The 14,830-nt window shown below is 67.7% G+C and carries 5 protein-coding genes; 2 read left to right on the forward strand and 3 right to left on the reverse strand.

Translation table 11 applies throughout. The features are described from left to right. Window positions 1–10 precede the first annotated feature (10 nt). The 3 genes from KVP70_RS17935 to KVP70_RS17945 form a co-directional block, all read right to left on the reverse strand. Window positions 11–1,828, reverse strand: a complete 1,818-nt coding sequence (locus tag KVP70_RS17935) for a DUF885 domain-containing protein (RefSeq protein ID WP_217943564.1) — start codon at window positions 1,826–1,828, stop codon at window positions 11–13. Window positions 1,829–2,077: 249 nt separating this feature from the next. Next, the gene (locus KVP70_RS17940) at window positions 2,078–3,241 is read right to left on the reverse strand and encodes an HPP family protein (RefSeq protein ID WP_217943565.1); all 1,164 of its coding nucleotides are present in this window, start codon (window positions 3,239–3,241) and stop codon (window positions 2,078–2,080) included. A gap of 62 nt (window positions 3,242–3,303) precedes the next feature. After that, window positions 3,304–3,780, reverse strand: a complete 477-nt coding sequence (locus tag KVP70_RS17945) for an Lrp/AsnC family transcriptional regulator (protein WP_217943566.1) — start codon at window positions 3,778–3,780, stop codon at window positions 3,304–3,306. Between the two features lie 123 nt (window positions 3,781–3,903). On the opposite strand from KVP70_RS17945, the gene KVP70_RS17950 reads away from it, so the two are divergent. Beyond that, a complete protein-coding gene (locus KVP70_RS17950) occupies window positions 3,904–5,949 on the forward strand; it encodes an aminotransferase class V-fold PLP-dependent enzyme (protein ID WP_217943567.1) in 2,046 nt (681 codons plus the stop codon). A 185-nt stretch (window positions 5,950–6,134) separates the two neighbouring features. Next, window positions 6,135–14,804, forward strand: coding sequence for a GH36-type glycosyl hydrolase domain-containing protein (locus tag KVP70_RS17955; protein ID WP_217943697.1), 8,670 nt, complete (start codon window positions 6,135–6,137; stop codon window positions 14,802–14,804). The last annotated feature ends 26 nt before the right edge of the window (window positions 14,805–14,830 follow it).

A 14,830-nucleotide genomic window follows, 5' to 3' on the forward strand; every position in this document is an offset into this window, starting at 1 on the left:
CCCCGGCGGTTTATTGTTGCGAGGCGATCCAGCGATCGACCTTTTCCTCCAGCAGCGCCAGCGGCAGGGTGCCGTCGCCCAGCACCACGGCATGGAATTTCGGCAGGCTGAACTTGTCGCCCAGCGCCTTGGCCGCGCGTTGGCGCAGTTCGACGATCTTCAGTGAGCCGATCTTGTAACCCAGCGCCTGGCCCGGCCAAGCCATGTAGCGCTCGGTCTCGGTCTTGGCGGAGTTGTCGTAGCCCAGCGTGTCGTGCATGTACTGGATGCTTTGCTCGCGGCTCCAGCCTTGCGCGTGCATGCCGGTGTCGACCACCAGGCGGGTGGCGCGCAGCAGTTCGTCGTTCAGGTGGCCGAAGTACTGGGCTGGATCGTCGAACAGGCCCATCTCCTTGCCCAGCGTTTCCGCATACAGCGCCCAGCCTTCGGTATAGGCGTTGTTGCCGCCATATTTACGGAAGTTAGGCAAATTTAGCTCTTGCATCAGGGCGATGTGGAAGTGGTGGCCGGGCTTGCCTTCATGCAGGAACAAGGTGGTCATGCCGGTGCTGCCGTATTTGGCGGGATCGTTGACCACCGACCAGAACACGCCGGGACGCGAGCCGTCGCCGGCCGGCGCGGTGTAGTGGTCCGAGGCGGTGGCGCGGCTCAGCTGAGGCTCGAGGCGCAGGTCCAGCTTGGCCTTCGGCAGCAGCGTGAACATCAGCGGCAGCTTGGTGTCCAGCACATCGTTGAGCTGGTGATACACGGCCTGGACTTCCTGCTCGCTCTTGAACGGATAGAACTTCGGCTGCGCCGCCACCCATACCGGCAGGCCCGACGCCGGACCGGTGTAGCCCAGCTGGGGGCCCAGCAGTTCAAACTGGGCCTGGATGCGCGCGACTTCTTTCAAGCCGATGGCATGGATTTCGTCGGGTTTAAGCGATGTTGTGGTGGCGCCGGCCACGCGCGCCTGGTACCAGGCGGCGCCGTCCGGCAGCGCGCCCAGGCCGGTCGTGGTGCGGCAGGCCGGCACGTATTCCTTTTCCAGGAAGATTGCCAGGCGTGCCAGCGCCGGCATCACTTGCTCGCCGACGGTTTTGCGGTAGGCGGCGCTCAGGCGCGCCTTGTCGGCGGCGGCAAAGGCGGCCGGCAGCTTGGTGATCGGCGTGTAGAAGATATTGCTTTCCGGCGTGGCGCTGACCAGCTTCTGGAATTGCGGCAAGCCCGACTCCATGATGGCCTTCGGCTCGGTGATGCCTTGCTTGATGCCGGCGCGCATATTGGCGATGGCCTGGTCTATCCACGCCGGCAACTGGCCGATGCGGTGCAGGTAAGCGTCGTATTGCTTGACGGTGCTGATCGGTTGCGAAGCTTCGCCGCCGGCGTAGTTGGCCAGGGTGACGGGCACGCTGTCCATCTGGTTGATCGGCAGCAGGTGCTCGGGGAAGCGCTCCATCGCCAGCAACTGGTCCAGCTCGTAGACCAGGATGTCGTAGTTGATGCGGTCCTTGTTGTCCAGCCGGGCGCGCTGGATCGCCTTCAGGCGGGTGGCGAACTGGCGATACAGCTTGAACTGCTGGGCGCGCTTGGCGGGGGCGATGCTCAGGCCCAGCTGGTCGTCGTAACGGTTGTCGCCGTTTTCCGTGGCGCCCAGCGGTTCGAAGCGGGCGCTGGCGTCGTAGTACTGGTCGGCGATCGCCAGCAGCGCCTTGTGCGCGGGCGCGGCGCTGGCTTGCGGCACGGCGGCGGCCGGTGCCGCGGCGTCGGCCGCCAGCGGCGCGAACGCCAGCGTCACGGCGGCGGCGAGAGGGGCAAAAGCGGCAAGGGTGTTGCGGCGACGCGTCATGGTTTTTCCTCAAGATGTCACAAAATTGGCGCCTAGCATAAGCCATTGCGGGGCGGCGCTGGGACAATTTTTGTATCGGCGATACATTGTTCTTTTGAGGAAATTTTAGATCCGGATTTGCAAATATAATTGTGCAAGGCACATGTGAACCGGAGTATGCTGGAGACCAGCAAGAGTACAAGAACAACATCCAAGAATAACAAAGCAGTACAGCCTGGCCGCTACCTTCGGGTGGCGGTTTTTTTTTGCTCAGGCCGCCGCTTCGGCAAAGCGGCTCTCGTACAGCGCCGCCACCAGGTCCGATTGGGTGATGATGCCGGCGAAGCGCTGTTCCGCGTCGACGATGGGGATGTGGTGGAAGCCGGAATCGGCCATCAGCGGCACCAGGTCGACAATTGGCGTATCCAGCCGCGCGGTGGTCGGGTGCTGGCTCATGATCTGGCCAACCACTTCAGCCTTTTCAGTGTGGGTTACGCCGCTTTTGCGCAGAAATCGCTGAAGTTGCTGACGGATGCCGCGGTAGTCGTCCAGCCCGCCGTGCTCCAGGAAATCCGTCTGCGTGACGATGCCGATCACCCGCCGCGCGCGGTTGAGCACCGGCAGCGCCGCCACGCGGTGGCTGCGCATCTGCTGCCAGGCATCGTCCAGGCTGGTGCCGAACTCGGCGCTGACGATATCGCGCGACATGATGTCGGCGCAGCTGATGATGCCGAAACGCCGCTGGTAGGCGCGCTGCTCGGTTTGCATGAACAGCGATTCCAGATCGTCGCGGCTGATGTCCAGCACCTGGTTGTACTGCTTCAGCACGGCGTCCAGGTCTTCCGGCTTGAAGCCCAGCCGCACGGTCGGCACCGCATCCTTGGTGGCGTGCGGGTTCGGATGCGCGCCCTGTTGCGCATGGGGGTAGCGCCGTCCCGTCAGGTTGTTGTACAGCATCGCCATCAAGGCCAGCAGCGTGGTGTCGGCCAGCACCGTCACCAGCGGGAAGGCGAAGCCGGCCGCGTGGATGGCCGGTCCGCCGATCACCGCCGTCAGCGCCACCGCGCCGCCGGGCGGATGCAGGCAGCGCAGCGCGAACATGGCGGCGATCGCGGTGCTGGCGGCCAGCGCGCACAGCAGCGGCATGGGCAGGACATCGCCGAACAGGCGCACGCAGATCACGCCCATCAGTCCGCTGACGACATTGCCGCCGATGGCGGCCCACGGTTGCGCCAGCGGACTGGCCGGCAGCGCGAACAGCAGCACCGACGAGGCGCCGATCGGCGCGACCAGGAAGATGGCGCCGGGCGACAGGGTCAGGCCGAGCAGGGCGGTCAGCAGCAGGCCGAACAGGGCGCCGCCGGCGGCGCGCAGCTGCTCGCGGCGGCTGGCGGTGGTGGGGCTGGGCAGCCAGCGGTCGAGGAATGCGCGCATGGGCTTAATCAAGTATTTGATATGGGACAATGATTATCCCATGCTCGGCCCGCCGCCGCACTTTATTGGTGCGCAACCAGTTCGAGCGGCAGGGCGGTGGTGATCTTGATCTGCTCCATCGAAAACGCCGACGACACCCCGCTCAGCTGCGCCGCCTTGATTAACTTCTTGTAAAACCGGTCATATCCTTCGATATCGCTCGTCACCACCTTCAGCAGGTAATCGATGTCGCCGCTCATGCGGTGGAATTCCTGCACTTCCGGCAAGGCGACCACGGCGGCCGCGAAGCGCGCCAGCCATTTATCGTCGTGCTGGCTGGTGCGCACGCTGACGAACACCGTCACCGGCAAGCCCACCTTGCGGCGGTTGACGATGGCCACGCGGCTCTCGATATAGCCTTCCTCCTCCAGCCGCCGCACCCGCTTCCAGCACGGCGTGGAGGACAGGCCGATCCGTTCGCTGAGCTGGGCGATCGACAGCGTGCCGTCGCCCTGCAGCGCCGACAAAATTGCATAGTCATAGCGATCAAGTTCGTTCATTCTATTTTTCCTGGAAAGGCAGTATGAAAATGCTATACGGAGTGCGTAACAGGAGTATTTTAGTACATATATTTCGCCATGACTGAGTAAGCTATAGGTATCGCTCACACAGGCACCACTATCATGACGACCGAAATCTACCTCGATGGCAACGCCACCACCGCCGTGCTGCCGGCCGCCATCGCCGCCGCGGCCGACGCCATGGGCCAGCGCTACGGCAATCCCAGCAGCAGCCACGGCACCGGCCTGAAAGCCAAGGTCTTGCTGGACCAGACCCGCGCCTGCGCCGTGCGCCTGCTGGGCGTGGGCGACGGCCGCCTGATGTTCAACAGCGGCGCCACCGAAGGCATCCAGACGGCGGTGCTGTCGGCGCTGGTGGCGCTGCGCGAACGCCGCGAGCGCGGCGAGGCCATCGGCAGCCTGCTGGTCTACGGCGCCACCGAGCACAAGGCCGTGCCGGAAAGCCTGGCGCACTGGAACCGTCTGCTGGGCCTGAACCTGACCCTGCAAAAACTGCCGGTCGACCAGGACGGCGCGCACGACCTGGCGCTGCTGCGCCAGTGGGCGCCGCAGGCCGCGCTGGTGTGCACCATGGCCGCCAACAACGAAACCGGCATCATCACCGACCTGGCCGCGATCGAAGTGCTGCTGGCCGAGACCGGCAGCGCCGCCTACTGGCTGGTCGACTGCGTGCAGGCGCTGGGCAAGCTGGACCTGGACCTGGCCAGCACCCGCATCGACTACGCGCCGTTCTCCGGCCACAAGCTGTACGCGCCCAAGGGCATCGGCATGCTGTACGTGCGCGCCGGCGCGCCGTTCACGCCGCTGATCATGGGCGGCGGCCAGGAAGGCGGCCAGCGCTCCGGCACCGAGAACATGGCCGGCATCGCCGCGCTCGGCGCGGTGCTGTCCGCGCTGGAACGCGGCGACACCTTCCGCAGCCATCACCAGCTGGCCAGCTTCCGCGCCCGCCTGGCCGACAGCCTGCGCGCCGCCTTGCCTGGCGTGGTGTTCAACCACCCCTTCGATAAATCGCTGCCGACCACGCTGAACTTTTCCGTGCCCGGCCTGTCGAGCCGCGAATTGATGGATGTGTTCGACGCCGCCCAGGTGCGCGTCAGCTCCGGCAGCGCCTGCTCGGCCGCCAAGGCCGCGCCCAGCTACGTGCTCGACGCCATGCAGGCGCCGCTGTGGCGCAGCGCCGGCGCGATCCGCATGTCCTTCGGTCCGCTGGCCGACGAAGCCACCATCGAAGGCGCCTGTCGCCGCATCGAGCGCTGCGGCGCCGCGCTGCGCGCCAGCTGCCTGATCCCGTCCGAACGCACGGCCGTGCCGCACGACGGCCTGCTGCAACTGGGCGTGGAAGGCGCGTGCAGCTGGATGGTGCTGGACGCCGCCAGCCGCAGCTGCATCGTCATCGATCCCTTGCCGGACATGACGGCCCGCATCGAATCGTATGTGCGCTGCCAGAACTACCAGGTGCAGGCCATCGTCAGCACCTCGCCCGGCATCGACCGCAGCATGCTGATCAGTGCGCTGGGCCGCCATGTCGACAGCCACGCCGCCACCGACGCCTACGGCTGGCCCGCCAGCGGCGATGCCATCGAGCTCGGCAACCAGACCTTGCTCAGCGTGGCCGACGGCGCAGCGCGCCACTACCTGCTGGGCAACGCCGTCGATGCGGCGCTGCCGCCACAGGCCGTGCGCTTCGCCTTCAGCGCGCGGCCGGCCGTCGAAGCGCTGCGGGCGCTGACCTGCGCGCAGACGCTGCTGTGCCCGACGCGCGATGAGCACAACCAGTTCTGCGTCGGCATGGCCGCGCCCGCCGCGTCCGCCATGCAAGCCGCGTTGCAACTCGACCGCGCGGCGTTCGAGGCCTTCCTGCAAGCCCATCCCGACACCGAGCTGATCGATGTGCGCGAGCCCTACGAGTTCGCCGCCACCACCACGCCGGGCACCGCCGGCCGCGGCGCCCGCAGCGTGCCGCTGAGCCGTCTGGCCGAGCACGCCAGCGGGTGGCTGCAAGGCGATCAAACCCCGCTGGTGTTCTTCTGCCGCAGCGGCAACCGCAGCCTGAAGGCCGCGCAGTTGCTGCAGCGCCTGGGCCACGCCCAGGCCTACAGCCTCAGCGGCGGATTGGCGCTGGCGCCGCTGGCGCACGCCGCCTAGGCAATACAGCCGTTCAAGTTTTCTTCCTTTACAAGGCCGCGCAAGCGGCCTTTTTTTTCGTGGAAATTCCATACGTACGTCAGCGTACAGTCGCCAGCCGTGCGCCCCCGTACCATGCCTAGGCAGATAATTTCCTATTCGCAGAATCAAAACGAGGTACACCGTTGAACAAGCCCGCCCCCCTCATGCCCGAGCTCACGCTGGGCTTCCGCGAATCCCCCTCCGGTTCCCTGTTGTCCGACGCCGACGACGAAGACTTGCCGCTGCGCGCCGAACTGTTCAGCGCGGCCCAGATGGCCGCGCACGGCAAGACCCTGGCCACGCATCACGAACTGAGCAAGCGCGGCGGCCGCGACCGCCTGCTGGCGCGGCTGAGCGAAAACGCCGCCGTCATCGACGCCACCTGCGACGAGCTGACCGCCGCCGTTAAGGCCGGCCGCCAGATCACGCCCGCCTCCGAATGGCTGCTCGACAACTTCTACCTGATCGAAGACCAGATCCGCATCGCCCGCCGCCACCTGCCCAAGGACTACAGCAAGCAGCTGCCGCGCCTGGGCAAGGGCGCGCCGGAGGGCACGCCGCGCGTCTACAAGATCGCGCTGGAAATCATCTCGCACGGCGACGGCCGCGTCGATCCCGAATCGCTGTGCCGCTTCGTCGACGCCTACCAGGAGGTGGCCAGCCTCAAGCTGGGCGAGCTGTGGGCCATCCCCATCATGCTGCGCCTGGCGCTGATCGAGAACTTGCGCCGCGTGGCCGCGCGCGTGGCCGACAACCGCATCCACCGCGACCTGGCCAACAGCTGGGCCGACCAGATGACCGACGTCGCCGAAAAAAATCCCAGCGGCCTGATACTGATGGTGGCCGACATGGCCCGTTCCAATCCGCCCATCAGCAGCGCCTTCGTGGCCGAGCTGGCGCGCCGCCTGCAGGGACAAAGCCCGGCGCTGACGCTGGCGCTGTCGTGGATCACGCACCGCCTGGCCGAAACCGACCAGACCATCGAGCAGCAGATCCAGACCGAGATCCAGCAGCAGGCGGCCGAGCAGGTCTCGATCGCCAACAGCATCGGCAGCCTGCGCTTCCTCGGCACCATGGACTGGCAGGAGTTCGTCGAGACCATGAGCGTGGTCGAACAGACCTTGCGCCAGGACCCTGCCGCCATCTACGGCCGCATGGAATTCGCCACCCGCGACCAGTACCGCCACGCGATCGAGAAAATCGCCAAGCGCTCGCGCTACTCGGAACTGGAAGTGGCGCAGCAAGCCTTGCAGCTGGCGCAGGCCCACTACGAGGGCGGCGACGCCCGCCACGGCCATGTGGGTTTCTACCTGATCGGCGGCGGCCTGGCCGCGCTGGAAAAGCAGACCGGCATGCGCCGTCCGTGGCTGGAGGCCTTGCAGCAAACCTCGCGCGCCTCGCCGCTGACGTCCTACCTGGGCGCGATCGCCGCCATCGCGCTGGTGTCGACCGCGCTGCTGCTGGAACGCGCCTCGCGCAACGGCGTCAACGGCGCGGTGATCGTCTTGCTCGGCGTGCTGGCGCTGCTGGGCAGCAGCCAGCTGGCACTGAGCCTGGTGAACTGGGTCGCCACGCTGGTGACCCGTCCCAACCCGCTGCCGCGCATGGACTTCCGCGACGGCGTGCCGGCCGACGCCCGCGCCATCGTGGTGGTGCCAACGCTGCTCTACAGCCAGGAGAACATCGCCGACCTGTGCGAGCAGCTGGAGGTGCGCTTCCTGGCCAACCGCGATCCCAACCTGATGTTTTGCCTGCTGACCGACTTCGCCGACGCCGCCGCCGAAACCCTGCCGGGGGACGCCGCGCTGGTCGAGCAGATGCACCGCTGCGTCGGACAACTGAACCGCAAATACGCCACCCATCCGAACGGCGATCCGGCCTCGCCGTTCCTGCTGCTGCACCGGCCGCGCCGCTGGAACCCGCAGGAAGGCGTGTGGATGGGCGACGAACGCAAACGTGGCAAGCTGCAGGAGCTGAACCGCTTCCTGCGCGGCGGCGCGCGCGACCAATTCAGCGTGGTGGTGGGCGACGTCGGCGAACTGGACGGCATCAAGTACGTCATCACGCTCGACACCGACACCCAGCTGCCGCGCGACGCCGCGGCGCAATTCATCGCCACCATGCAGCACCCGCTGAACCAGCCGCGCGTCGACAGCGCGCGCGGCCGCGTGGTGGAAGGCTACGGCATCCTGCAGCCGCGGGTGACGGTCAGCCTGCCGAGCGAGAACGCCTCGCTGTACGAAAAACTGTGCGGCGGCGAGCCGGGCATCGATCCCTACACCCGCACCGTCTCCGACGTCTACCAGGACGTGTTCTTCGAAGGCTCCTTCATCGGCAAGGGCATCTACGATGTCGACGTGTTCAAGCAGGTGCTGGGCGACCGGCTGCCGGACAACCGCATCCTCAGCCACGACCTGCTGGAAGGCTGCTACCTGCGCGCCGGCCTGCTGAGCGACGCCCAGTTGTACGAAGCCTATCCGGCCCGCTACAGCGACGACGTCAGCCGCCGCCAGCGCTGGATACGCGGCGACTGGCAGCTGGCGTCCTGGGTGTTCGGCCGCGTGCCGGCGCCGAACCGCAAGCGCGAACGCAATCCGCTGTCGCTGCTGTCGCGCTGGAAGCTGTTCGACAACCTGCGCCGCAGCCTGACCGCGCCGGCCCTGGTGCTGTCGCTGATCACCGCCTGGCGCTGGCTGCCCGACCCGTGGCTGTGGACCGCCGCCGTGCTGGCCGTGATCTTCGTCCCGCCCATCGTCAGCACCCTGCACGACCTGCTGCGCCGTCCCGAGGACACCTTGTGGAGCCAGCACGTCAGGGCCGCGCTGCGGCGCGGCGGCATGCAGTTCGCGCACGCCATCCTGATGCTGGTGTTCTTGCCCTACGAGGCCTGGTTCAGCCTCGACGCCATCCTGCGCAGCGCCTGGCGCATGCTGGTCTCGCACAAGCACCTGCTGGAGTGGCGCGCCTCGGCGCTGTCGCGCGCGGCCGATGGCGCCGCCGGCGTCTGGCGCACCATGTGGGCGTCGCCGGTGCTGGCGCTGTTTGTCGGCGGCGCGCTGTGGGGCTGGCGCCCCGTCAGCCTGGCGCCGGCCGCGCTGTTCCTGCTGGCGTGGTTGCTGGCGCCGGCCGTGGCCGAGCGCATCAGCCGCCCGATCGCGCGCCGCCATGCCCAGCTCACGCCGGAGCAGCAGCGCTTCCTGCACCAGCTGGCGCGCCGCACCTGGGCGTATTTCGACCGCTACGTCGGCCCGGAAGACAACTGGCTGCCGCCCGATAACATGCAGGAGCATCCCGCGCACGTGGTGGCGCACCGCACCTCGCCCACCAACATCGGCATGGCGCTGCTGGCCAACCTGAGCGCCAGCGATTTCGGCTACATCACCGTCGGCCAGATGATGGCGCGCACCGCCGGCACGCTGGCCACGATGGACCAGCTGGAACGCCACCAGGGCCACTTCTACAACTGGTACGACACACAGACGCTCAAGCCGCTGCACCCGGTCTACATCTCCACCGTCGACAGCGGCAACCTGGCCGGCCACCTGCTTACCCTGCAGGCCGGCCTGACCGGGCTGTACGACCAGCCTATCCTGGGACCGCAAACGGTGGACGGCATCGTCGCCACCTGCCGCGTGCTGCAGGATTCGCTGGAAGGCGCCGCCGACAGCGGGCAACTGGACGCCCTGCTGGCGGCGCTGGGTCCCGCGCCGGACGCCGGCAACCTGCAGCAACTGCACGCCTGGCTGGCGCGCGTGAGCGCCGCCGCCGACGCGCTTCAGGCGCCAACCGAAGCGCACGGCGAAGCGGCCATGTGGCACGCCTCGCTGACGCAGCAATGCCAGGCCGCGCAGGCGGAACTGGCGCTGCTGGCGCCGTGGGTCAACCTGCCGGCGGACGCCGTCTTCGACACCAGCCTGGCGCGCGTGCCGACGCTGCGCGAACTGGCCGCCATGATCAACCAGGCCGACGCCGTGCTGGCCAACGACCTGGCCCCGGCCGAGCGCGATCGCCAGCTGCTGCTGGCCGGCCTGTGCGCGCAGGGCGCCAGCGCCGCCCACGAGCGCATGCGCGAACTGGCCGAACTGGCGCAGCGCTGCGGCGCTTACGCCCAGATGGAATATGGCTTCCTGTACAACACCACCACCAACCTGCTGGCGATCGGCTACAACGTCAGCGAACGCCGTCTCGACGTCAGCTACTACGACCTGCTGGCCTCCGAAGTGCGGCTGGCCAGCTTCGTCGCCATCGCCCAGGGCCAGCTGCCGCAGGAGCACTGGTTCGCGCTGGGCCGCCAGTTGTGCATCGTCGCCGGCAAGCCGGTGCTGCTGTCCTGGAGCGGCTCGATGTTCGAGTACCTGATGCCGCTGCTGGTGATGCCCAACTATCCGAGCACGCTGCTCGACCACACCTACAACGCGGTGATCGACGCCCAGATCGACTACGGCAAGCGCCGCAACGTGCCGTGGGGGATCTCCGAATCCGGCTACAACACCGTCGACGCCAGCCTCAATTACCAGTACCGCGCCTTCGGCGTGCCGGGCCTGGGCCTGAAGCGCGGCCTGGCCGACGACCTGGTGATCGCGCCCTACGCCACCATGCTGGGACTGATGGTGCAGCCGGAAGCGGCCTGCCTCAACCTGCAGAAGATGGCGGGGCTGGGTTACATGGGCCGCTACGGTTTCTACGAAGCGGTCGACTACACCACCTCGCGCCTGCCGCGCGGCCAGACGGCGGCGGTGATCCGCTCCTTCATGGTCCACCACCAGGGCATGGGACTGCTGGCGCTGAGCTACCTGCTGCACGACCGGCCGATGCAGCGCCGCTTCGAATCCGATCCGCTGCTGCAATCGACCTTGCTGGTGCTGCAGGAGCGCAGTCCGCAGGCGGGCGCCTTCTACTCCAACACCACCGAGCTGGCGGCGCTCCGTTCCAACGCGCCGGAGCAGGCCATGCCGATGCGCGTGCTGGCCCAGCACAGCACACCGGTGCCGGAAACCCAGCTGCTGTCCAACGGCCGCTATCACGTCATGGTCAGCAACGCCGGCGGCAGCTACAGCCGCTGGAAGGACCTGGCCGTGACGCGCTGGCGCGAAGACAGCACCCGCGACAACTGGGGCAACTTCTGCTACGTGCGCGACCTGGACGATGGCCAGTTCTGGTCCACCACCTACCAGCCGACGCTGGTCGAGCCGCGCAAGCATGAGGTGATCTTCTCCGAAGGCCGCGCCGAGTTCCGCCGCTCCGACCGCAATATCGACCTGTACACGGAAATCGTGGTCTCGCCGGAAGACGACATCGAACTGCGCCGCACCCGCATCACCAACAAGTCCGACCGCGAGCGCACCATCGAAGTGACCAGCTTTGCCGAGGTGGTGATGGCGCCGGCCGCCGCCGACGCCGCTCATCCGGCCTTCAGCAAACTGTTTGTGCAGACCGAAATCCTGCGCGACGAGAACGCCATCCTGTGCACGCGCCGTCCGCGCGGCCCGGCCGACCCCATGCCGTGGCTGATGCACTCGATGATGGTGCACGACGCCGCCGTCACCGGCGTCTCGTTCGAGACCGACCGCTCGCGCTTCATCGGCCGCGGCAACACCGCCGCCGCGCCAGGCGCGATGCTGAGCGAGGCCGCACTGGGCGGCGGCGAAGGCTCGGTGCTCGATCCGGTGGTGGCGATCCGCTACACCATCACGCTCAAGCCGGACCAGACGGCCATCGTCGACATCGTCACCGGCATGACCGAGCAGCGCGACGCCGCGCTGCACCTGATCGACAAATACCAGGACCGCCACTTGGCCGACCGCGTGTTCGAACTGGCGTGGACCCACAGCCAGGTGGTGCTGCGCCAGCTCAACGCCAGCGAGGCGGACGCCCAGTTGTACGGACGCCTGGCCAACTCGGTCATCTACCCGAACGCCGCGCTGCGCGCCGACGCCGGCACGCTGATCAAAAACCAGCGCGGCCAGTCCGGCCTGTGGGCCTACGCCATTTCCGGCGACCTGCCGATCGTGCTGCTGCAGATCAAGGACCCGGCCAACATCGAGCTGGCGCGCCAGCTGGTGCAGGCGCACGCCTACTGGCGCCTGAAAGGGTTGGTGGTCGACCTGGTGATCTGGTACGAAGACCTGTCGGGTTACCGCCAGGTGCTGCATGAGCAGATCATGGGCCTGATCGCCTCCGGCATCGACGCCCAGGCCATCGACCGTCCGGGCGGCATCTTCGTGCGCCTGGCCGACCAGATCGCCAACGAGGACCGCATCCTGCTGCAATCGGTGGCGCGCGCCATCCTCAGCGACAGCCGCGGCACGCTGGCCGAGCAGATCAAGCGTCCCGGCCCGCCGGCCATGCGCATGCCGCCGCTGATGGTGGACAACCGCGGCGAGTATGCGGACGCCGGCCCGGCCACGCCGGCCGCGCGCCAGCTGCTGCTGGAAAACGGCATCGGCGGCTTCACGCCGGACGGCCGCGAATACGTCATCACCACCAGCGACGCCCAGCGCACGCCGGCGCCGTGGTCCAACGTGCTGGCCAATCCGCAGTTCGGCAGCGTGATCTCGGAAAGCGGCCAGGCCTACACCTGGCACGAGAACGCCCACGAATTCCGCCTGACGCCGTGGCACAACGACCCGGTCAGCGACGGCAGCGGCGAAGCCTTCTACCTGCGCGATGAACAGAGCGGGCAGTTCTGGTCGCCGACCGCCTTGCCGGCGCGCGGCAACGGCAGCTACGTCACGCGCCACGGCTTCGGCTACAGCATGTTCGAGCACACCGAGAGCGGCATCGCCACCGAGATGACCACCTTCGTCGCCATCGACGCGCCGATCAAGTACACGGTGCTCAAGGTGCGTAACGACTCGCTGGTGACGCGCCGCCTGTCGGCCACCGGCTATGTCGAATGGGTGCTGGGCGACATGCGCTCCAAGTCCGGCATGCACATCGTCACCGAGGCCGATCCGGTCAGCGGCGCGCTGTTCGCCAAGAACGCCTACAACACCGAGTTCACCGGCCGCGTGGCCTTCTTCAACTGCGACGCCACGCTGCGCACCCACACCGGCGACCGCAGCGAATTCCTGGGCCGTAACGGCTCGCTGGCGGCGCCGGCGGCGCTGCGCCGTTCGCGCCTGTCCGGCAAGATCGGCGCGGGGCTGGACGCCTGCGCCGCGATCCAGGTGCCGTTCGACCTGCTGCCCGGCCAGGAGCGCGAGATCGTCTTCGTGCTGGGCGTGGCCGGCCGCCGCAACGCCGACGCCAGCAGCCTGGTGCAGAAGCACCGCAGCGCCGGCGCCGCGCACGAGGCGCTGGCCGCCGTGCACGCGCACTGGGAGCAGACCCTGGGCGCGGTGCGCATCGACACGCCGGAACCGGAGCTGGACCTGCTGGCCAACGGCTGGCTGATGTACCAGACCATCGCCTGCCGCATGTGGGCGCGCAGCGGCTACTACCAGTCCGGCGGCGCCTTCGGCTTCCGCGACCAGCTGCAGGACGCGATGGCGACCATCCACACACAACCGCAGCTGCTGCGCGACCAGCTGATGCTGTGCGCCGCCCACCAGTTCCTGGAAGGCGACGTGCAGCACTGGTGGCATCCGCCTTCCGACCGCGGCGTGCGCACCCACTGTTCGGACGATTATCTGTGGCTGCCGCTGGGCGCCTGGCGCTACGTCATCGCCACCGGCGACCTCGGCGTGCTGGGCGAAAGCGCGCCTTACCTGGAGGGCCGCGCCGTCAAGCCGGAAGAGGATTCCTACTACGACATGCCGAGCCGCTCCAGCCAGAGCGGAACGTTGTACGAGCACTGCGTGCGCGCCATCCGCAACGGCCTGCGCTTCGGCGTGCACGGCCTGCCGCTGATCGGTTCCTGCGACTGGAACGACGGCATGGACAAGGTGGGCGAGCACGGCAAAGGGGAGAGCGTGTGGCTGGCCTTCTTCCTGTGCGAAGTGCTGCAGCGCTTCGCCGAGGTGGCGGACCTGATGCGGGACGTGGCCTTCGCCACCGAATGCCGGGGCGAGGCCAAGAAGCTGGCCGCCAACGTCGAGCACAACGCCTGGGACGGCGAGTGGTATCGCCGCGCCTATTTCGACGACGGCACGCCGCTCGGTTCGCACACCAACGAAGAATGCCAGATCGATTCGATCTCGCAAAGCTGGGGCGTGCTGTCCGGCGCCGCCGATCCGGTACGGGTGCGCGGGGCGATGGAGCAGGTCAACCAGCGCCTGGTGCGCCGGGATTCCGGCATCATCCAGCTGCTCGATCCGCCGTTCGACAAGTCCGGTCCGAATCCGGGCTATATCCGTGGCTACGTGCCCGGCGTGCGCGAGAACGGCGGCCAGTACACGCACGCCGCCATCTGGACCGCGATGGCCTTCGCCCGCCTGGGCGAGCCCGGGCGCGCCTGGGAGCTGGCGCGCATGATCAATCCGCTGCAGCACGGCGGCACGCCGGAAGGCATGGCGCGCTACAAGGTCGAACCGTATGTGGTGACGGCCGACGTCTACGCCGTGGCGCCGCACGTGGGCCGTGGCGGCTGGAGCTGGTACACCGGCTCCTCGGGCTGGATGTACCGGCTGATACTGGAATCGCTGCTCGGCCTGACCCGCACCGCGACCCAGCTGACGATGGCGCCGCGCATGCCGGCCGCGTGGGACCACTTCACGCTGACCTATCGCCATGGCGCGGCCTCGTATGTGATCCGCGTGATGAAGTCGGCGCAAGCCGGCGCGCCGATCATGACGATCGACGGCGTGCGCCAGCTGGGCATGGCGATCGATTTGCTCGATACCGCCAGCATCCATAAGGTCGAACTGTTCATGCCGGCCACGTTCAATTCTTAACAGAGTGTCCCATTCTGGACATTTTC

The sequence above is a fragment of the Duganella violaceipulchra genome, from assembly GCF_019166075.1.
In the GTDB taxonomy this organism is placed as follows: domain Bacteria; phylum Pseudomonadota; class Gammaproteobacteria; order Burkholderiales; family Burkholderiaceae_D; genus Rugamonas; species Rugamonas violaceipulchra.

Coding starts and splice junctions, on each gene's coding strand:
- KVP70_RS17935 (WP_217943564.1), bottom strand. CDS start 1,828: ATGACGCGTCGCCGCAACACCCTTGCCGCTTTTGCCCCTCTCGCCGCC.
- KVP70_RS17940 (WP_217943565.1), bottom strand. CDS start 3,241: ATGCGCGCATTCCTCGACCGCTGGCTGCCCAGCCCCACCACCGCCAGC.
- KVP70_RS17945 (WP_217943566.1), bottom strand. CDS start 3,780: ATGAACGAACTTGATCGCTATGACTATGCAATTTTGTCGGCGCTGCAG.
- KVP70_RS17950 (WP_217943567.1), top strand. CDS start 3,904: ATGACGACCGAAATCTACCTCGATGGCAACGCCACCACCGCCGTGCTG.
- KVP70_RS17955 (WP_217943697.1), top strand. CDS start 6,135: ATGCCCGAGCTCACGCTGGGCTTCCGCGAATCCCCCTCCGGTTCCCTG.